Source organism: Vibrio xiamenensis (assembly GCF_900100015.1).
GTDB lineage: Bacteria > Pseudomonadota > Gammaproteobacteria > Enterobacterales > Vibrionaceae > Vibrio > Vibrio xiamenensis.
Window position 1 is genome coordinate 22,698 of sequence record NZ_FNDD01000040.1, and the last position, 19,445, is coordinate 42,142.

Here is a 19,445-nt window from a genome sequence, read left to right on the forward strand (position 1 = left end):
GCCTATCTTATAACAGTTACGGGGTTTTTGGGAATAAATGCCCAAAAATCATGGAAATTGAATGGGGTGGTTATGAGTAATAACAAATCAAATCGCGCAGCAAAATTTGCTCTAAATGCGTGTGCGTTAGCGATGGGTGCAGCATCAATTGGTGCTCACGCGGCGGACAAACCGAACATCTTAGTTATCTTTGGTGATGATGTAGGCTACTGGAACCTGAGTACCTATAACCAAGGCATGATGGCTTACAACACGCCAAACATCGACAGCATTGCCGCTGAAGGTGCCAAGTTTACTAACTTCTACGCGCAGCAAAGTTCAACGGCGGGTCGTAGCGCGTTTATTACTGGTCAAATGCCAAAACGTACTGGCCTGTCAAAAGTGGGTTTGCCTGGTGCACCAGAAGGCATTAGTGCAGAAGATCCAACCATCGCGACCATGCTTAAAGAGCTGGGTTACGCGACCGGACAATTTGGTAAAAACCACTTGGGCGACCGTGACGAGCACTTGCCAACGGCACACGGCTTTGATGAGTTCTTTGGTAACTTGTACCACTTGAACGCAGAAGAAGAGCCAGAAAACGTAGACTACCCGAAAGATCCTGAATTTAAGAAAAAATTCGGTCCTCGCGGGGCGATTCACTCATATGCTGATGGCAAGATTGAAGATACTGGTCCTCTGACTCGCAAACGTATGGAAACCGTTGATGGTGAATTCCTTGATGCTGCAGAGACCTTCATCGAGAAGCAAGTGAAGGCTGATAAACCGTTCTTTACTTGGTTTAACACTACACGCATGCACAACTTCACGCATGTTCCTGATGATTACGCTGGCAAAACGGGCGCGGGTTTCTACGCAGACGGTTTGAGACAGCATGATGACCAAATTGGTCAGCTACTGGCGAAAATTAAAGAATTGGGCGTGGACGATAACACCATCATCATCTACACCACTGATAACGGCCCAATGATCAACTTGTGGCCAGATGCGGGTATGACCCCATTCCGTAGTGAGAAAAACACCGGTTGGGAAGGTGGTTTCCGCGTTCCTGCGCTCATCAAATGGCCTGGTCATATCCAACCTGGTACCACACTAAACGGTATCGCGTCACTTGAAGATATGATGCCAACGCTTCTTGCTGCAGCGGGTAACACCACAGCCAAAGAAGACTTGTTGAAAGGTAAAACGGTCAACGGTAAAAACTACAAAGTTCACCTAGACGGTTACAACCAACTACCTTACATCACAGGCCAAGCTAAAGAGTCACCACGTCACGAATTTGTTTACTGGTCTGATGATGGCGACTTAATGGCGCTGCGTTACAACAACTACAAATACCACTTCATGATCCAAGAAAACGAAACAGGTTTGGATATCTGGCGTAAACCGCTAACTAAGCTTCGTGTTCCAATGATCTATGACCTAAGTATCGACCCATTTGAACGTGGCGATACGGGTATGGGTTATGACCGCTGGCAATATGAGCGTTCTTATCTAATGGCGCCAGCATCGGCGAAAGTGGCGGAAATCATGGCAACCTTTAAAGAGTTCCCACCGCGTATGGAAGCCGGTTCATTTGTACCAAAAATGTAATCTTGTTTTCACGTAGTGAGTGAGTCACTGCAATGAAACGCTAAAAAATGGCGCTCTTTGATAGAGCGCCTTTTCTGCCAGATATGGAGTATTAATGACTCAACAAAACCAGCGTCCAAATGCCATGCGTCACTCCACTCGGCTTGACTTGGTGCCGCTTAAAACCGCCTACAAAGACGTGGGTGACACGCCAAGTTATGAACGTCGTTTCCATGTGATGGCGAAGCCTGGTGGCGCAAAATGTAATATCGACTGTCAATATTGCTTTTATTTGCACAAGGAAGATCTGCTGCACCAACCTAAGCAGCCACAAATGGACGATGAAACCCTTGAGGCGTTCATCAAGAGTTATATTGAGAGTCAAGATGGCGATGAGATCGTCTTCTCTTGGCAAGGTGGTGAGCCAACCTTACTTGGCATCGATTACTATCGAAAAGTTGTTGAACTGCAAAAGAAATATCAGCCAGATGGGGTGCGAATCGAAAACGATCTGCAAACCAACGGCATTCTGCTCAATGACGAATGGTGTCAATTTCTAGCCGAGAACCACTTTTTGGTCGGCTTGTCGATTGATGGCCCAGCCGAGATGCACGATCGTTATCGCGTCACTCGTAGCGGCAAGCCAACCTTTCACTTAGTGATGCGCGCGGTTGAGAAACTCAAACACTACCAAGTGCCGTTTAATGCTTTGGTGGTGGTTAATCGCCATAACGTTAAACAGCCATTGGAGCTGTATCGTTTTTTAACTCAAGAGCTTGGTGTTACTTACATTCAATTCAATCCCTGTGTTGAAGCCAACGATTTTAAAACCACAGCGCCGCAGTTCTGGCATGAAAGCATGATTCCTGTGGTCGGCAGCGAACTGGCGAAACCCGGTCATCCGATGTCGGTGGTCACCGATTGGTCTGTGGACGCCGACGATTGGGGTGAGTTCCTTAAAGCGGTGTTCGAAGAGTGGGTGAATAACGATCTTGGCCGCGTGCTGGTCAATTTGTTTGAAACTGCGGTGGCGCAAGTGATGGGCAAACCGGCTCAGCTGTGCATTACCGCTGAGTTTTGTGGCAAAGGCTTGGCAATTGAACACAATGGCGACGTATTTAGCTGCGACCACTACGTGTATCCCGAATACAAACTCGCCAATGTCAAAGACAAACCGCTTAATGAGATGGCGTTTTCGATTCGCCAGCAAGCCTTTGGGATGGGCAAACACGACTCGCTGCCAAAGTATTGCCAAGAGTGTCCTTACCTCAATTTGTGCTGGGGCGAATGCCCGAAAAACCGCTTAATCAAGACCCCTGATGGCGAAGAAGGGCTCAACTATTTGTGTCCGGGCATCAAAGCGTTCTTTGATTACGCGCTGCCAATGCTGACTGGATTGTCAGTACTACTAAAGCGCCAAGAGGCAAGCTCTAGTCAAGAACTTCAAATTCCACGTTAACTTTGCTGCGATAAATGAAGGATGGTCATGGAAAAAAACATGCTGAAGAATGAAGCGCAAAACGCGATTGCCCAGTTGATTAGCCAAGTCGAACAATCGGTAATTGGTCAAAGCCATGTGGTGCGCGCGTTAGTGATAGGTCTTTTGACGAACGGTCATGTGCTACTTGAAGGTTTGCCGGGCACCGCCAAAACTCGCTCGGTAAAAACCTTGGCAAAAGTGCTGAATGTCGAATTTGGCCGTATTCAGTTTACGCCGGATTTGCTGCCTTCTGATGTCACCGGCACCGAAGTGTATCAAGACCTCGATGGTAAACCGCAGCTGCATTTTCAACCCGGACCTGTATTTAACAACATTGTCTTGGCGGATGAAGTTAACCGCGCCCCAGCCAAGGTGCAAGCTGCGCTACTTGAAGCGATGGGCGAGGGCACGATTACGGTAGGCGATCATACTCACACCTTACCGGAGCTATTTATGGTTCTCGCGACCCAAAACCCGGTAGAGCAAGAAGGCACGTATCCATTACCGGAAGCGCAAATGGACCGCTTTATGGTCAAAGTGGATGTGGATTATCCGCAAGATGATGCCGAACTCGATATCATTCGCCTGGTGCGCAGTGAAGAAACGCCAAGCCAAGTGGAAGCCGGGCACAGTGAAAAAGTCGTCATCGACGCTAAGCACATTTTGACCGCGCGGCGCGACATTAGCGCAGTGCATGTTTCGGATTTGGTTGAGCGCTACATCGTCGGTTTAGTGATGGCAACGCGTGACCCGATTCGTTATCCAGAGTCGAAACTGAGCCGCTGGCTTGAAGTTGGCGCCAGTCCGCGCGCCTCGATTGCGCTGGATAAATGTGCTCGTGCTAATGCTTGGATTGATGGTCGCGACCATGTTGAACCCGATGATGTGCGCGCCATGTTGCCACTGGTAATTGGTCACCGATTAACCCTGTCTTATGACGCGCTGGCGGATGGCGTGACGCGTCGCGATGTGGTCAATGAGCTGCTTGATTTTGTGAATGTCGGTTAGCGAAGGAACGCGTATGGCTGACAAAGCGTTAATAAGCGACCCCCGTATTTATGCTCAATATGCCAGTTTGGTAAGGCTGCAAGCCTATGCTGGCCAGTTTTCGTTTTTACCGAGTTTAAAAGCCAAGAACGCGTTTTCTGGTCGCCACCAATCAATGCTGCGTGGGCGCGGGCTTAACTTTGAAGAGCTGCGCCATTATCAAACCGGCGATGATATTCGCACTTTAGACTGGAAAGTGACCATGCGCACCGGCAAGCCGCATGTGCGCTGCTATACCGAAGAGAAAGACCGCAACATCGTGGTGTGCGTGGATCAGCGAAGTAACATGTTTTTCTCCTCCGTTGAGATGATGAAGTCGGTGGTGGCGGCTGAAGTTGCGGCGCTATCGGCGTGGCAAGTGCTCAAAGAGGGTGATCGCATCGGCCTGTTAGTGATGGAAGATCAATCGCTTCAGTGGCTAAAACCGACCCGTTCGCAAAACGCGCTGCTCAGTTATCTCAAGCAGCTTAGTCAAGCCAATCAACGCCTTAATGTGAGCAGTCAAAGCGCGGCGCACCAAAGTTTGACCAACCTAGTTCAGCATCTAGCGCGCATGCGCCTTCGCGCCTCAACGATTGTGATTTTAAGCGATTGGCTTGATGCCGATGCGCAGACTTTTGACCATCTCAAACATCTTCAGCAGCACAACGATGTGCTGAGTGTGATGGTGACCGACCCACTTGAGTCGAACTTACCCAAAAATCAGCACAGTTGGGTGCTTGGCGATGGTGAATATCAACTGAATTTATCCAGCGCGCCTGACTTTGAACGTGCCAATCAAGAGCTCCAAACTCAGCTTGAACAAAAGCGCGCTTGGCTGCGTGAGTTGATGATTGTTAAGCGCTTACCCTATGTCGAGCTTAATACCTCTGGCGATCACTTAAGCGCGTTTCGCCGCGCCATCGGAGGGGCTTAGTGATGGTCAAACATCTCACTCCAAGCAGTTATACGCTGCGTAATTTGCACGAAGTGCCGCCACCTAACGCCGTGGATTGGTGGCCGCAGACACTGGGTTGGCACATACTGTTTGCCCTGATTGGCGCTACGCTTTTATTGGTTTTACTCCATTATCTGCGCCGCTGGTGGCACAACCGTTACCGCCGAGAAGCTTTGGCTGCGCTGCAAAAAATTCGTATCGATGACCCCAAATGCGCCGATAAGGTTTACCAACTGCACAAAATGGTGCTGACGTATCTCGATGCGGCAAACGGCAAACAGTATGGCGCAGCATTTTTGCAGACGCTCAATCGCTATGAGCGGGGCGCGACCTTTGATCATGATGATGCGCTGGGCAAAGCGTGGCTTGAAAGCTTGGTCAATCCGAAAAATCCGCTCAGTCAAGATGAAACCAAAGCGCTGATTGTCCGCGCCAAGCACTGGCTGCGTTATCACCACAACCCAAAGGAGCGCGTATGTTTCAAGAACTAGAACTTGCGCATCCTTGGTGGCTTTTGTTGTTGCCAGTGCCGCTATTGGTGTATTGGCTGGCTCCGGCTTATCAAACCATTCAGCCTGCGCTGAAAGTGCCCTTTTTTCAAACCCTTGCTAAAGCGCTCAACCAACAGCCAAGTAAAGGCGCGCACCAGTTGCATGCGCGCGGTTGGCAAACCTCGATCCGTTTTATCGCCTGGGCATGCATCGTTGTAGCGTTGGCAAAACCACAAGTACTTGGGCCGCCGCAAGTGCGCGAAGAATTTGGCCGCGATGTGATGGTCGTGGTCGATTTATCCGGCTCAATGGCCGAGCCGGACTTTGTCGGCGTTGATGGAAAAAAAATCACTAGGCTCGCTGCGGTCAAACAAGTGCTGGCCGATTTTGCACAGCATCGCGATGGCGATAGGCTCGGGCTGATTTTGTTTGGCGATGCGGCGTTTGTACAAACGCCGTTTACCGCTGACCGCAGTGCGTGGCTCACTTTGCTCAATCAAACCGATGTGGCGATGGCGGGGCAAAGTACCCATCTTGGCGATGCGATAGGTCTTGCGATTAAAGTGTTTGACCGCGAATCACGTCTTAGCCAAACCGACAGCGCGCCGAAACAAAAAGTGGCGATTGTACTCACCGATGGTAACGATAACGGCAGCTTTGTTGAGCCGCTCGATGCCGCTAAAGTTGCCAAAGCCAAAGGCGTGCGCATTCACATGATTGCGATGGGCAACCCGCAGACTGTGGGTGAGCAAGCCCTTGATATGAACACCATTAACCAAGTGGCGAAACAATCGGGCGGACAGGCGTTTTCCGCGCTTAATCGTGATGAGCTGGTTGCGGCTTATGATGCCATTAACCAGCTTGAGCCCAAACTTTATCAGAGCACCAATTATCGACGCAAAATCTCGCTGCACCATTACTTGATAATGTTTGTGGTGGCGCTGCATTTGCTGGCTTTTGCGCTGGCGACCTTCACCAAAACGCGCTCGCCGCTTGAGCGTGAGGCAAAGCAACAAGGAGAGCAGGGTGTTTGATAGTGGCGCGTGGCAGCTGTTTTTCAGCCAATTTCATTTTTTACGTCCTTGGTGGCTCTTGGCATTTATTCCACTGGCGGTGATTTTCTATTTGCGTTGGCAGCAAGAGACCAAGTTGCAACTGGCGCAAAATCTTCCGGACCATCTGCGCAAAGCGTTAACGGTCGGTGAACAAGGCTGGAGTAAATTACTGCCGTTAAAACTGCTGACGATCATCATCAGTTTGGGCGTGCTGGTTTGCGCAGGGCCCAGTTGGCAGCGCGAAGCATCACCGTTTGGCGAAGATAAAGCGCCACTGGTGATCGTGCTGGATACCAGTGAGTCGATGCTGCAAACCGACTTAGCGCCAAGTCGCTTAGAGCGCGCCAAACAAAAGATTACCGATTTAGTCAATCTTCGCGATGGTGGACGCACTGCCTTGGTGGTGTATGCGGGCAGCGCCCATGTTGCCATGCCACTGACCAAAGACAAGCAAGTGTATCTGCCGTTTCTTAGCGCGATTGATCCAGATGTGATGCCGGTTAAAGGCAAACGTCCAGAGCAGGTGTTACCACTTCTTGAACCGCTGATTGAGAGCCAATCTGGCGCCAGTATTTTGCTGCTAACCGATGGCATGCCGCCGAACAGCATCGCTGCTTATCACGACTATTTTGCGGAGCACGATTATCAGCTGGTGATTTATGCGCTGGGTAATGTGGAGCGCAGCGCAGCCCAACCTTTGGATATGGCTTCATTAAATCAACTCGGCAGCGAGACAAATGGTCATGTGCTGCAAGTCTCGGTGGACGACAGCGATGTCAAAGCCATAAATCGTGCGATTGAACGCCATATGCAGCTTAGCGGCGAATCCGCCATGCCATGGGAAGATGGCGGTTATTATCTGCTGCTGCCCATCGCTTTCATTATGTTGCTGTGGTTTCGTAAAGGTTGGTTGGTGCAGTGGTGTTTGGTCGCATGTGTGTTGGCAGGCGCCGCGCCTTTGCAAGTTCTGGCCGAGCCAGTGCGTGCGAGTGCGCAAAGCGAAGCGGTTGAACAAGTGGCGACGATTTCAACCACCGACAAGCTCAAACAGTGGTGGATGGACTTATGGTTCACGCCCGATCAACAAGGTCAGCGGCTGTTTAATCAAAAACAGTATCTGCAGGCCGGACAGCATTATCAAGATTCGCTGCGCCGCGGCATTGCTTATTACTATGCCAGCGAATTTAAACTCGCCCATGCGGCGTTTTTACAAGATGGTACGCCGACGGGATTATATTATGCGGCCAACGCTCTAGCGCGTCAGCGCGAATACGTTGCTGCGCGTAATGTGCTGCAAGATTTGGCTGATCATCCTAATTTGAGCGCCAAGCTTAGCGCTGATGTGACTCATAACCTTAACGTGCTTCAAGGCTTAATTGATGAAGTCAATCAGCAAAGTCTTGATCAGCAAGGTGGGCTTGAGCAAGAAACCTCCATCGAGTTGGATGAAAATCAACCGCAAACCGGTGATGGTGCCGAGGAGCAAACCAGCCAAGAAAATATGCAAAAACAGCAGCTAAGCGCCGAACAGATTCTTGGTGATAAGGCGCTAGCCGACAAATGGCTGAAGCGGGTTGAAGCCAATCCAAAACAATTTTTGCAGGCTAAGTTTCAACTTCAACTACTCGATCAAGAGCAAGTTCATTCGGAGGCCCAATAATGTTGCGCTGTATGCTAGTGGTTGTGCTGATGCTTGGTGGCCTGGCCGCGCCTTGCTTGGCACAGAGCGATCAAGTCGTGGTGCGCGCCTGGATTGGCGATGAGCAAGACCCAAATAAAGTCTACAGCGTTAATCAGCAGGTTATGCTGTATGTCGATGTTGCGACTACGCGCTGGTTTACTGGCGGTACTCAGCTTAGCCATGTTGATGTGCCCAACCTGATTGCCAAGCAGCGCTCGACATTGGCGACCAATTCCACGCAAAACAAATCCGGGCAGACTTGGTCGCATCAGCGCTGGGAAATCAACCTTTATCCGCAAGCCACCGGTACCTTTGATATTCCACCTATCGCCGTTAAGGTTAAAGTGTCACTCGCAAACGGCAGTAATGCAGAGAAAACAATATACACGGCGCCGGTGAGTTTTCGTGCTCAGTTGCCTAGTGGCGCGCTGCCGAGCACAGACGCTACTGATAGCCAAGGCAGCGCCAATACTTGGCTCGCCGCGCCAAGCGTCAGCGCAGAGCAAGATTTTCAAACCTCTAGCGAAGCGCTGCATGTTGGCGACAGCGTGACGCGCACAGTGACGGTTGAAGCGCAAGATTCGTTGTCGATTTTAATTCCGACCCTGCTAACCCGCACCGAACATCAAGACCGCTACCAAAGTTACACTGCACCGCCAGTGCTCAGTGACAGTCAAAATCGCGGTGACTATTTGTCTAAGCGTGTTGAGCAAGTGACCTATGTGCTGCAGCGTGGTGGTGATGTAACCTTGCCCGACCTTAAGTTGACTTGGTGGAACACTAAGACACAAACGCTAGAACATATTACGCTGAGCGGTCAGACCTTTGCGGTTAAACACACGTTGACATCTTGGCTGCGCGCCTATGCGCCATGGCTAATTGCGCTTGCGGCGGTACTTGCTATCGCTATCGCCGCGTTGCTGGCAATCAAACGCTATTATCGCCATCGACCTTTGCCATTGGGTGTTCAGTTTCGCCGCGCGCTGAAAGCGCAGCAGTGGGGTAAAGCGCGCGTTATGCTTTACCAAAAAATGCGCCGTTTAACTGGAGAGACGACGCTGCGTGATTATCAAATACACAATGTATGTGATGGTGAATTGATATTGCCTGAGGATGGTAAACCCAACGCGTTTTTGGCATTGTGGAAGCAAATTACCGCGCGTAAATCGTCATGGGGAAGCTGGCAACAGCCACTGGGGATCGAGCAAAAGCTTGGCATCAGTGAACAGCAAGCGTTTTCCAAACGTGAACCTAAAAACGGCGCCTAAAGCGCCGTTTTATCCTATTTGTGAGTGCGATTGGCAATATTAGCCTAACTTAATCGGTTTTAAATTCGGCGACGGTATCGTCCATTTGTTTCGCTTGTTCTGATACGCGGTCAACTTCGCTCAGTACTTGCTGCGCCGAATGCATGTTGTCGGTTGAGATGGTGTTGAGTTCGGTAATCGAGTCGCTGACTTGATTCATCACCACGCCTTGCTCTTCAATCGCCGAGGCAATACGCTCAGAGTTGGCTTGAATACTCGACATATCTTCGATGATCTGTTGTAAGCTCGAGTCCAACTGATGCGAGGCTTCGAGGGTTTGTTGACCTTGCTCGGTGCACTGCGCAATATCTGAAACCACCGTTTCCATCTGTTTTTGAATCGCAGTGACCACTTTGGTGATATCTTCGGTCGATTGATGAGTACGGCTGGCGAGGGCGCGCACTTCATCGGCAACCACTGCAAAGCCGCGACCTTGTTCGCCGGCGCGAGCCGCTTCAATGGCCGCATTAAGCGCGAGTAAGTTAGTTTGCTCGGCAATGCCTTGGATGATGTTGACGGCGTTGCCAATTTTATCGACATGTTCGTTAAGTGAGGTGATCGAGTGTTGGCTCTCGCCCAAAATGGTCGACAGTTGGTCAATATTGGTCAATGTGGTTTCGACCACGCTGCGACCTTGTTTGGCGTTATGTGATGCTTGGTGAACGCCATCCACCGCAACTGAGGTACTTTCGGAAATCTCGCCAATGGTGTACACCATTTCTTGCACTGAGGTTGCCATAGTCGAGGTGTGATCCGCCTGAACATGGAACTGCTCAATCACTTGTTGCAACTCGCTATGCATACTAGCGGTGCTGGTGGTCAAATCATTGGATTTTGCTTGCGTAGTGCCAATCAAATGCTCAAATTTATCGAGTAAGTTATTGAAATATTGCGCAACCGCGGTGAGCTCATCTTTGCCTTTGAGCATAGCGCGTTTGCTGATGTTATTGGTGTCAGCGATTTGTTGAATGATGCTGAGCAGGCCAGAAATTTGGCCGTTGATCGAGCGGGAAATTTGGTAAATAAAGCCTAAAATCACGACCAAAATCAGTGCCAATACGCTGTTTTTAATCAAACTCAGCTGGTGCTGGGTCGTTTGCACGTGTTCATCAAGCACTTTAGCGAAGTCATCGAATTGCTGCTCAACGCGATGGGAAAGTTCGCGCGTATTGCCAAGTAGACCTTGGTTATATTCCAAACCGATTTCGACTTTTTTATCGATTAAGGCTTTAGCGCGACTTAATAGCGTCTGAGCATTCAGCCCACTTAATAATTCGGGCTTGTAGCTGCCAAGCTCAAGTGCATCGTCAAACTTATCGAGTGCGACTAAGGTTTCTGCGTTACTGCTGTCAGACTCTTCAAGCGCGCGCAGCGCCTTTTTGTAGTCGCCTGCTAGTTTATCGTCATTGCTTAAGCCGTGCTGGGTATAACCGGATACCAAAGCTTGAAAACTTTTTTGGTAGGCGAGCAGGTCGCTGTGGAGCTTATTTGTGGAAAGCAGTGCTTGATCTTTAAGCAGACTATTAAGTTGCGATTCCAAATCCAAAAACAACTTGGTATTGTCGTTAAAGGTGTTGAGATACTTAGTATCTTTACGAAGTAGAAAATCTTTTTCGTTACGGCGAAGATTTAAAAGGCGAATTTCGAGTTTTGCTACCACAAGGTTGGCTTGGTTTAGTTTTGCCGTGGTGTTGGCAAAGTGGTTGGTGGCAAGAAAAAATCCAGCTAGGCCCAGCACGGAGACAGCGCCCAATGAATAGAGTTTGCTCCTAATATTCATAAACTCACCCATAAATAAACTGTTAATGTATTTGTCAGTATAAATTCAGCCTAGTTAGATAGCTTGAGTTAAGCAACCTTATCAGAACAGACTGACACATGTTTAAGCGCCGCTAACGCAGAAGATTAAACTTTAGATTGGATAGTATGAAGCTTATGTTACTAAATTATGACAATTACGCCGGGTTGATATTTGATATGGACGGCACTCTGATCGACACCATGCCAGCTCATCTAGCCTCTTGGCAGCAAGCTGCTGAAAAATATAGTTTTCCATACGATAAAGCTTGGCTACATAGCCGTGGTGGTATGCCAAGTCGTAAAATTATCGAAGAGCTTAATCAGTTACATGGTTTGAATTTAGATGCCGAACAAGTGGCGCAATTTAAGATGCAAACCTTCGCTGAGCTGGAAGATACCGGTGAACTGATTGAATCGACGAACCAAGTGCTCAATCGTTATGTGGGCAAAAAGCCTATCGCGGTAGGCACAGGCAGTCAGCGTGTAAGTGCCATCATGCTGCTTAAAAACAACGGCATTTTGAAAAAGCTGGATGCAGTGGTGACGGCCAATGATGTGGAAAATCACAAGCCAAATCCGGATACGTTCTTGCTCGCTGCAGAGCAAATTCACGTTCCAGCGACGCAATGTTTGGTATTTGAAGATACGCATTTGGGAATGCAAGCTGCTCACGCCGCAGGGATGGATTGCGTGTTAGTCGATGGCGATAACTTGAGTTTTCATCCATGCCAACCCGTGAGCGAGCAATAAGACCGCTCACGGGTTTGGTTGGATTTGAAGGAATAGAAAAGAGCCGCGAATGCGGCTCTTTTTGGTATAGCGAGTTATTGGATTTCTATTAACTCAACATCAAAAATCAGCGTTGCAGCGGGTGGAATAGGGCCCGTGCCTTTTTTACCGTAAGCCAGATTACTTGGAATGAACAGGCGGAATTTGTCGCCCTCAACCATGTGAGTCAGGCCTTCTTGCCAGCCTTTGATCACTTGATTGACACCAAAGACAATCGGCTCTTTACGTTCAACCGAGCTATCAAACACCGTACCGTCGATCAACGTACCGTGGTAGTGAACTTTAACGCGATCTTTTAGGCTTGGATGAACTGTGCCAGTGCCTTTTTCAAGCACTTGATACTGCAAACCGCTAGGCAGAGTGACCACGCCGTCTTTCTCTCCGTTTTCCGCTAAGAAGGCTTGGCCTTTTGCAAAGTTTTCATCTGCGGCTTTACCTGTGCTCCAAGTGCGGTAAATGAAAAAGCCCGCAAGGACTAAAATGACTATCGGGAGAATAATTTTCGACATGGTTCCTATCCGTTGAATGTTGATTAATGTTTGTGTAACAAGTAGTTAATGGTTTCTGCTAGCTCTTTAATATCATCGTGCCCAGAGGTCAAAACCTGGTAACGACCCGCAACGATAAAGGTTGGTACCGCTTGAATCTGACCTTGTTCAGTGATCGCTTGAGCGATTTTTAAACGGCGACCCAAATCTTGTCTCTGCTTTTGGTCAAAGGCAGATGGCGATATTAAATTGTTGTCCGTAAACACTTTTTCAATCGCGGCTTGTTGCTGTTCTGGCGTCAAAGCGACGTTATCTTGAATCGCGGCAAACAGTGCGTCCATCAATTTTGCATCGGGTTTTTGACCGAGTTGCATCATTGCGCTGTAGTATACCATCGCTGCCGCTTTTGCACCTTCATTAAAGGTGACATGTACTTTGCCGACTTCTTGTTGCAGCGCCATTTCTAGCTCAGGTAAAACCGATTCCATTTTGCGGCAATGGCTGCAGGTAAGAGAGAAGATTTCTGCAACTGGTGCGATACGATAGGTGGCAAGGTTCGCCGGCAGAGTTGTAAATTGTTCGCCTTCTTTAGGCGTAAAGTCGTCGCTACAACCGAAAATCAATGCACAAGCACAAAAAGAGAGTAGCCAACGGGAGACGATATTTTTCATTATGATGTTCTGTATGTTTAAAAGAGCCCGCATTCTAGCGGTTGAAACGCAAAGGAAAAAGCAGGCGAACTGCAAATATTCGGTGAATTCTCAACTCGATTGATATCGACATTGATGTTGAACAGCAAAATACAATTTTGTGAGCGCGGCAAGCTAAAGAAATACGCGGCTTGTCCGATACAGTAACTGTCATATAAAAATGTTTACGGTGAGCCAATGAAGTCGCTAGTGTTTCCTTTGATGTTACTGCTGTCGGGCTGTGTCAGCCTGCCGCCAGAAATGAAATTGCTCGGTGAGCGCAATCTTTTGCACGTTGCGCCAAAAGATGAATACGCTTTGATGCATCCAGAGTGGGGCTATGCTCAAACGCCGCAAAAAGTGGCGGTTCGCGGTTTAACGCCGATGACGGCGAAAATCAGCAGCACCAAGCGTATGACTTCGCCAATGAAAACAGAAAATTACGACTCGCTGGAAAGCTTTTTGATGAACAACGGCATCGATTACGAAGTGCTACCGGGTAATCATGTGATGGTGAAAGTCAAAGATATGATCAAGTTCAACACTGGCTCGGCGCGTGTTTCTCCGGAATCAAAACGCTGGCTTGAACAAGTGGGTCACTACATTGCTAACCAGCCGGGCATTGATATCGTGATCAACGGCCACACCGACAACACGGGGACGCCGACTTATAATGACAAGCTATCTGAAATGCGCGCCGATGCAGTGAAAAATACCTTAATGAGCAGCTCGGTAATGCGCGATTCTATCTACACTCGCGGCTTTGGCGAATACGTGCCAGAATGCAGCAATCAAACTCGCATGGGTAAAGCATGCAACCGCCGCGTAGAAGTGATGTTTATCGTGTCTAATTAGGTTGGTTTTTTATATGACGGATTAGGGGAGGCCAGCGGGAGCTGGCCTTTTTGTATGTTGGTATTGTTTAGGGTTGTTACTCTCAACGCTACGTTAGCTTAACCAAACCTCGTTATTTCGATAGCTCAGCTACAGCTTGCCAAAAGTGAGTGTGAGTAAGCTGTTCAGTGTGCGTAATGTTTTCTGGGTTTTCATACCGCGCGATATTAGCTTAGCGCTAACTCTGACCTAAACAGCTCATAAATGTAGCTTGATTCACTCGCCAATTGGAAAGTTTCATTGATCACGCCGCCAGCCATATGAGGATGACCACCGCCGAACCCCACGCCGGAGTTATTAAGCACTCGTCTTACAATGTCTGCTACGTTATTTTGCTTACATTCAGAGCGAAGGGAGATAAAGGTTTTTTCTCTGTTTCTCGCACTGAGAATGACAATATCCAGCTCATCGACTGACAACAGGAAATCCCCCAATACACCTAGCATGTTCTTCGGACACCCTTCAGGTAAACTGGCAAATGCGCAATTTTTTTCTTTCCTCATGTTACTTAACATTGAGTCAAACAATTTAAGCTCTTGATATTCAATCTGATTCCGACAGATACGGTTAACCATGTCCATGTCGGCGCTGAGTTGCAATTGGAGGAGCGCTTTAATGTCTGCTGGGCTAACGGCTCGTGTGAAGTTTGCGGTATCGAAACTTAAGCCGACGAGCAGCGCGGCGGCGACTCGCTTTGGAATAGGCAGGTCAAAGTGATTGAAATACTCGACCATAATGGTTGCGGTAGAGCCATAGTGTGGGCGAATGTCTTGATAGGCGACAAAACTCGGCGCTTTCACTTGGTGATGGTCGATGACACCCACTTCAATCCCAGGAAGATCGGTAACATTCTTCTCACCAATACAGCCATCAACGACAATGATTTTGTCGCTTGGTTTAAGGCCAAGGAGATGAGATTTAGTAATGGGAATATCGAGCCAATCGATTAAATTGCGTAAAGAGACTCTGTCGATAAAGCCTTGATAAGTAATAAAAGGTGCGAATCCTTGTTTCTTGAGCAGGTAAGCTAAAGCAAATGCTGATCCTATCGCATCATGATCTGGGAAATCATGAGCCTGAACGATGATTCGAGAGCAGCCTGTTAAACTTGCTAATAATCGGTCAAACTTTTCTAATGACATTTTCGGTTGCCTCTCCGCTAGCTAGCCAACTCTGCGAGCGATAATTGTATATGTATTTGGTATGTATGAAACAAATTTAAGTAGTTAAATTTAAAGATGAATTAAATAACCTTGCAGACAATTTCGCAATGCCTAATCAAGCTTTACAGTAATAATGTTGATAGACTTCTCATTATAAAATTCTACCGTTCATTGGCGGTCAGTTTTGGTGAGGTGAGTTTGTATGATGCGCTAATACTTTTTCGATTTCTTTATGTTCTGCGAACGCGTACTAGTTCATTTTGTTGGTGAAAAGAAGCTAAACGCTTTTGGATACCGTTGGTGGTTTGACTCGTTTGCTTTGTAGATGCGTAATGAGTTAGCTGTTTTGTATGATGCGCCAAACGCCAATCGATCTCTTTATATTCTGCGAACGCGCACCAGTCACTCTTTGCTGGCACAAAGAGTAACCAGAAATGCCCTTTGTCCTTTGATGCTGTCCGGCACAGTTTTACGCGTTCCCGACGCGGAAAACCTAAAAATTCATCCCTGAATTTTTGCCTAATATATTGGCAATAACCCTGACTCTATAAAACGATTTTGCCCCGAAATGTGTTTAGGAGTTGGATGATTACTATTACTTTGAATAATTTTGCGACCGAACAAAATTTTACAACGGCTTGTTGCAGAATTAGATCAGTGGACTGTTAGGCAAATCACCTCTGCCCTTCCGAATCTACACCAATAGAGCTTTTGGAAGAAGCTAAAGATGGCTCTATTTAGCTCTACAGAGAAGTATAAACTTCTATGTTTCAAGAAAATAGCATTTCTATGTTACGATGTGCTTGTTAGTTAGGGACAATTACTAGGTTAGCGTGGAAGGTAATAAATGCTTAGTATCGATGAAGCTGAAACAAAGTTTGAAACAATCTATTCTGAAGTTATCAATAATCTTGGCTCTATCGCTAGCGAGGAAGACTCAAAAATTCAAATTATAAATAGAATTTTTACAGAGTGTTTAGGCTGGGGATTTAGTGATATTAAAGCTGAGACTAAACATGAAAATGGGTTCTCCGACTACATCTTTCGTGCATGTGATACCCCTCAATTTGTTGTTGAAGCGAAGAGAGTAGGAAGGCTAGATGTAGAAGTTGCTAAAAGAGATGCCATAAAATACCTCAAACTTAGCGGCTCTGCCCTCAAAAAATGTAATGATGGGATTGATCAAGCATTTAGTTATGCTTCTCCGAATGGCCTACCTCTTGCTGTTCTAACTGATGGTTTAATATGGGTTATTTTTAAAACACATATTCCTGGAGAGAATTATAAGAATAAACAAGGTATTGTTTTCCCGTCGCTTGAAGCAATAAAAAATGATTTTAGCTCATTTTTTGAATTATTATCAAGATCTAATGTCGAGAATAGGGTATTTAACTCAATATTTGATGATGTTCATCATAACAGGATATTGATAAGCCATAACCTAAAAGCTCCTATAGATGATACAGAAATAAAACTAACAAAAAGGTCAGATATTGCTTATGACCTAGAAAAGGTTTTTGCGAATTTCTTTGAGAGATTATCAGGAGATGATGACGATGACATGATGGTAGAATGTTTTGTGGAGTCTCATGAAAGCCGTATTGCTGATTACTCTCTAGAAAAAATAACCACCAGTGTATTAGGAAACCTCTCTCGTGAAAAAAACAATGTGGATGGAGAACTGTCTAGAATAATATCCAATACCATTGAATCAGAAAATATAGGTGAGTCAGAACAATCTATTTTCATTGTTGGGCCTACAGGTTCTGGTAAAACGACATTTTTAGAGCGATTTTTTAGTAAAACTCTTTCGAAAACGATTAGAGATAAGTGTATTGTTCTAAATGTTAACTGCTTAGATGCATCAGGTGATGAGCAGACAATCGTAAATTGGATGATAGAAAGACTGATTGTTCAATTAGAATCTCAATTATATGCTGATGGAATACCAACTTGGGATGACTTACGAGGCTTATACCATGGTCAATATCTTAGGAGAGTTAGAGGGGTAGATAAAGAACTATATGAAACAGATAAATCGGCATTTAAAATTAAGTTTGGTGAATTTTTAGAGAATGAAGTAGAAAAAGACAGGGAAGGTTATTTAAATAGAATTTTAAAAGATGTCTTGAACAATAGGCATATGCTGCCAATTATCGTCATAGATAATACAGATGAATTTTCTTTAGAATTTAAAACTAGAATATTCCAATTATCTAATTCGATAAAGAGAGAAATTAAACACTGTATGCTATTTTTCCCTGTTACGGATAAATCAGCCTGGATTTTTTCTAAAACTGATATATTTAGCATTCATCAATCTCGGTCTTTTTTCCTTCCAACTCCGTCGCCAAAAGAAGTTTTTAGAAAGAGAATCAACTACATAAATGGAAAGCTGTCTTCACCATCTTCAGAGGACGACAAGAAGCTCTACTTTTCTAAAAAAGGTATTGGTATATCGATTACAGATATTAATAGCTTTGCGAAAGTAATTGAAGATGTATTTGTCAATCATGATTATACATCTAAAACACTGGGTGAACTTACCAACTTTAATATACGAAGAACTCTCTTGCTATCTCAGAGGGTTATTACCTCACCGATCATAAGGATCGAAGATTTAATAAAATCTTATATTTCTGGAAATATGGTTACCACCAATTTCACTAAGTTTATAGAAGCATTGATTTTGGGGGATTACACCGTATATAAGCAAGGTGATGCTCCAGAAATATGTCCTATATTCTGTGTTTCTGGTGGTTATATTCAATCGCCATTATTGAAATTAAGAGTTCTATCATTGCTAAAAGCTACACAGCAAGGGAATAGGTCTATTGAAGACAAGCACTTAACAGTTCCTTCAATAATCAGCTATTTCGATACCATGGGTGTTCATGAAGCAACTATAGAGCATACATTAATAGAGCTTTTCGAATTGGGTTTAATTGAGCCATATGATTTATCGATGAGTAGCTTGTCTAATAATCAAAGATTTACAATATCTTATAAAGGTAGTTCCCATCTGCAATTGGCATCTAGAAACAGTGTATATTTCTACCAGATGGCGCTAACAACACCGATCGATTGCTCTGATACTTCTGAAAAAATTAGGTCTACTTATAAGGCTAATATTAGGTTTATTGAAAAAGTAAATAGAATTAAGAATATATTTTCAGACTACTTAATCAAAGAGGATATAAAGTATATATCTGAACCTAATCATTCAGAAAAGTATGAGCATCAAGTGTTGATGATAAAAAATATATCTGGTTTTGGCAGTCGAAAAGCTCCAGAAGATGAATTGGTATCGACTTTCGGTGATTACTATAAGAAAGGGACGATTTTACGAGGTGTAGATGCAGTGGTTGACGCATTTGATGTAAATGACAAGAGTGGTTTTGCGAATGTGGCAAATTATGAAGAAAGCGTCTATTTTAATCTAATGCAGTTAAAAAGCTTAGGTGTTGAATTTGTACATGATGGTGATATTTTAAGATGTGATATTGCCAGAGGAGATAATGGAATATATATAGAGAGAGTCCATTATGTTCTTGATAACAAAGAAGATAGAATTGTAGATGATTGCATTATAACCAAAGTCTTTTCTCATAGAGGATATGGGTTTTGTAAGTTTGGTTCTTCTGATCAGGACGCTTTCTTTCACAAAACAATATTTGATGAAACAACAAGAAAAATACTGTCTGAGGGGTTTAAATTTAGAGCAGAAATTATACCTGGGCAGAAAGGAGACTATCAGGTAAGAATGGTGATACCTGATATAAGCGCTAACTGAAAACATAATTAACAGCCTAGACAAGTAGCTAGAGTTAAGGATCTTCTAGTTTGTATTTGCGTTACTTTTCTTAATCTATAGTACCTGAGCTAGACTGTTTGCTCTAGCTCATTTCTGTCCAAAAACGCGTTAGCGAATAGCCCTAATAAATTAGGCAAAAATTCAGGACGAATTTTTAGGTTTTCCGCGTCGGGAACGCGTAAAACCGTGCCGGACAGCACCAGAGAACAAAAGGCATTTCTGGTTACTCTTTGTGCCA

The 19,445-nt window shown here is 45.8% G+C and carries 14 protein-coding genes and 2 pseudogenes; 12 read left to right on the forward strand and 4 right to left on the reverse strand.

All coding sequences use genetic code 11. The features are described 5' to 3' along the window. Positions 1-72 precede the first annotated feature (72 nt). The 9 genes and pseudogenes from BLS03_RS22795 to BLS03_RS22830 all read left to right on the forward strand — a co-directional run bounded on the left by BLS03_RS22795 (position 73) and on the right by BLS03_RS22830 (position 9,531). Entirely contained in the window at positions 73-1,593 is a 1,521-nt protein-coding gene (locus tag BLS03_RS22795; RefSeq protein ID WP_093279175.1) for an arylsulfatase, read from the forward strand. A 94-nt stretch (positions 1,594-1,687) separates the two neighbouring features. Next, positions 1,688-3,031: an anaerobic sulfatase maturase gene (locus tag BLS03_RS22800; RefSeq protein ID WP_093279176.1), complete on the forward strand. Its 1,344-nt coding sequence runs from the start codon at positions 1,688-1,690 to the stop codon at positions 3,029-3,031. Between the two features lie 39 nt (positions 3,032-3,070). Further along, positions 3,071-3,665: pseudogene (locus BLS03_RS26245) on the forward strand (AAA family ATPase); the annotation flags it as partial. Between the two features lie 80 nt (positions 3,666-3,745). Then, a pseudogene (locus BLS03_RS26250) lies at positions 3,746-4,060 on the forward strand (AAA family ATPase); the annotation flags it as partial. A 13-nt stretch (positions 4,061-4,073) separates the two neighbouring features. Further along, positions 4,074-5,015, forward strand: a complete 942-nt coding sequence (locus tag BLS03_RS22810) for a DUF58 domain-containing protein (RefSeq protein ID WP_093279177.1) — start codon at positions 4,074-4,076, stop codon at positions 5,013-5,015. A 2-nt stretch (positions 5,016-5,017) separates the two neighbouring features. Then, positions 5,018-5,527, forward strand: a complete 510-nt coding sequence (locus BLS03_RS22815; protein ID WP_093279178.1) for a DUF4381 domain-containing protein — start codon at positions 5,018-5,020, stop codon at positions 5,525-5,527. Further along, positions 5,512-6,561 (forward strand): vWA domain-containing protein, encoded by a 1,050-nt coding sequence (locus BLS03_RS22820; protein ID WP_093279179.1) that lies wholly within the window; start codon positions 5,512-5,514, stop codon positions 6,559-6,561. The genes BLS03_RS22815 and BLS03_RS22820 overlap by 16 nt, the downstream gene beginning before the upstream one ends. Beyond that, on the forward strand, positions 6,554-8,242 hold the full coding sequence (locus BLS03_RS22825; RefSeq protein ID WP_093279180.1) for a vWA domain-containing protein: 1,689 nt from the start codon (positions 6,554-6,556) through the stop codon (positions 8,240-8,242). Before BLS03_RS22820 ends, BLS03_RS22825 begins: the two co-directional genes overlap by 8 nt. Continuing rightward, positions 8,242-9,531, forward strand: coding sequence for a BatD family protein (locus BLS03_RS22830; RefSeq protein ID WP_093279181.1), 1,290 nt, complete (start codon positions 8,242-8,244; stop codon positions 9,529-9,531). The genes BLS03_RS22825 and BLS03_RS22830 overlap by 1 nt, the downstream gene beginning before the upstream one ends. Before the next feature lie 49 nt (positions 9,532-9,580). Here BLS03_RS22830 and BLS03_RS22835 read toward each other — a convergent pair whose 3' ends face one another. Beyond that, entirely contained in the window at positions 9,581-11,350 is a 1,770-nt protein-coding gene (locus tag BLS03_RS22835) for a methyl-accepting chemotaxis protein (protein ID WP_093279182.1), read from the reverse strand. A gap of 155 nt (positions 11,351-11,505) precedes the next feature. On the opposite strand from BLS03_RS22835, the gene BLS03_RS22840 reads away from it, so the two are divergent. Next, positions 11,506-12,120, forward strand: coding sequence for a beta-phosphoglucomutase family hydrolase (locus BLS03_RS22840; protein WP_093279194.1), 615 nt, complete (start codon positions 11,506-11,508; stop codon positions 12,118-12,120). Between the two features lie 74 nt (positions 12,121-12,194). On the opposite strand, the gene bamJ is transcribed toward BLS03_RS22840, so the two are convergent. Further along, positions 12,195-12,668 carry a BamJ family beta-barrel-assembly machinery protein gene (bamJ, locus tag BLS03_RS22845; RefSeq protein WP_093279183.1) on the reverse strand — a complete coding sequence of 158 codons (474 nt, stop codon included), beginning with the start codon at positions 12,666-12,668 and terminating at the stop codon, positions 12,195-12,197. Between the two features lie 23 nt (positions 12,669-12,691). Further along, positions 12,692-13,318, reverse strand: coding sequence for a thiol:disulfide interchange protein DsbA/DsbL (locus tag BLS03_RS22850; RefSeq protein ID WP_093279184.1), 627 nt, complete (start codon positions 13,316-13,318; stop codon positions 12,692-12,694). A gap of 216 nt (positions 13,319-13,534) precedes the next feature. Here BLS03_RS22850 and BLS03_RS22855 point away from each other — a divergent pair, with 216 nt between their 5' ends. Continuing rightward, positions 13,535-14,191, forward strand: coding sequence for an OmpA family protein (locus tag BLS03_RS22855; protein ID WP_093279185.1), 657 nt, complete (start codon positions 13,535-13,537; stop codon positions 14,189-14,191). A 206-nt stretch (positions 14,192-14,397) separates the two neighbouring features. On the opposite strand, the gene BLS03_RS22860 is transcribed toward BLS03_RS22855, so the two are convergent. Beyond that, positions 14,398-15,372: a DHH family phosphoesterase gene (locus BLS03_RS22860; protein ID WP_093279186.1), complete on the reverse strand. Its 975-nt coding sequence runs from the start codon at positions 15,370-15,372 to the stop codon at positions 14,398-14,400. 868 nt (positions 15,373-16,240) lie between these two features. On the opposite strand from BLS03_RS22860, the gene BLS03_RS22870 reads away from it, so the two are divergent. Beyond that, a complete protein-coding gene (locus tag BLS03_RS22870) occupies positions 16,241-19,186 on the forward strand; it encodes an AAA family ATPase (RefSeq protein WP_093279188.1) in 2,946 nt (981 codons plus the stop codon). The last annotated feature ends 259 nt before the right edge of the window (positions 19,187-19,445 follow it).

What these genes read in the sequence shown, in the direction of transcription:
- BLS03_RS22850 (WP_093279184.1), bottom strand. Translation starts at nt 13,318, where the DNA reads ATGAAAAATATCGTCTCCCGTTGGCTACTCTCTTTTTGTGCTTGTGCA.
- BLS03_RS22870 (WP_093279188.1), top strand. Translation starts at nt 16,241, where the DNA reads ATGCTTAGTATCGATGAAGCTGAAACAAAGTTTGAAACAATCTATTCT.
- BLS03_RS22795 (WP_093279175.1), top strand. Translation starts at nt 73, where the DNA reads ATGAGTAATAACAAATCAAATCGCGCAGCAAAATTTGCTCTAAATGCG.
- BLS03_RS22860 (WP_093279186.1), bottom strand. Translation starts at nt 15,372, where the DNA reads ATGTCATTAGAAAAGTTTGACCGATTATTAGCAAGTTTAACAGGCTGC.
- BLS03_RS22800 (WP_093279176.1), top strand. Translation starts at nt 1,688, where the DNA reads ATGACTCAACAAAACCAGCGTCCAAATGCCATGCGTCACTCCACTCGG.
- bamJ (WP_093279183.1), bottom strand. Translation starts at nt 12,668, where the DNA reads ATGTCGAAAATTATTCTCCCGATAGTCATTTTAGTCCTTGCGGGCTTT.
- BLS03_RS22810 (WP_093279177.1), top strand. Translation starts at nt 4,074, where the DNA reads ATGGCTGACAAAGCGTTAATAAGCGACCCCCGTATTTATGCTCAATAT.
- BLS03_RS22835 (WP_093279182.1), bottom strand. Translation starts at nt 11,350, where the DNA reads ATGAATATTAGGAGCAAACTCTATTCATTGGGCGCTGTCTCCGTGCTG.
- BLS03_RS22855 (WP_093279185.1), top strand. Translation starts at nt 13,535, where the DNA reads ATGAAGTCGCTAGTGTTTCCTTTGATGTTACTGCTGTCGGGCTGTGTC.
- BLS03_RS22830 (WP_093279181.1), top strand. Translation starts at nt 8,242, where the DNA reads ATGTTGCGCTGTATGCTAGTGGTTGTGCTGATGCTTGGTGGCCTGGCC.
- BLS03_RS22815 (WP_093279178.1), top strand. Translation starts at nt 5,018, where the DNA reads ATGGTCAAACATCTCACTCCAAGCAGTTATACGCTGCGTAATTTGCAC.
- BLS03_RS22820 (WP_093279179.1), top strand. Translation starts at nt 5,512, where the DNA reads ATGTTTCAAGAACTAGAACTTGCGCATCCTTGGTGGCTTTTGTTGTTG.
- BLS03_RS22840 (WP_093279194.1), top strand. Translation starts at nt 11,506, where the DNA reads ATGTTACTAAATTATGACAATTACGCCGGGTTGATATTTGATATGGAC.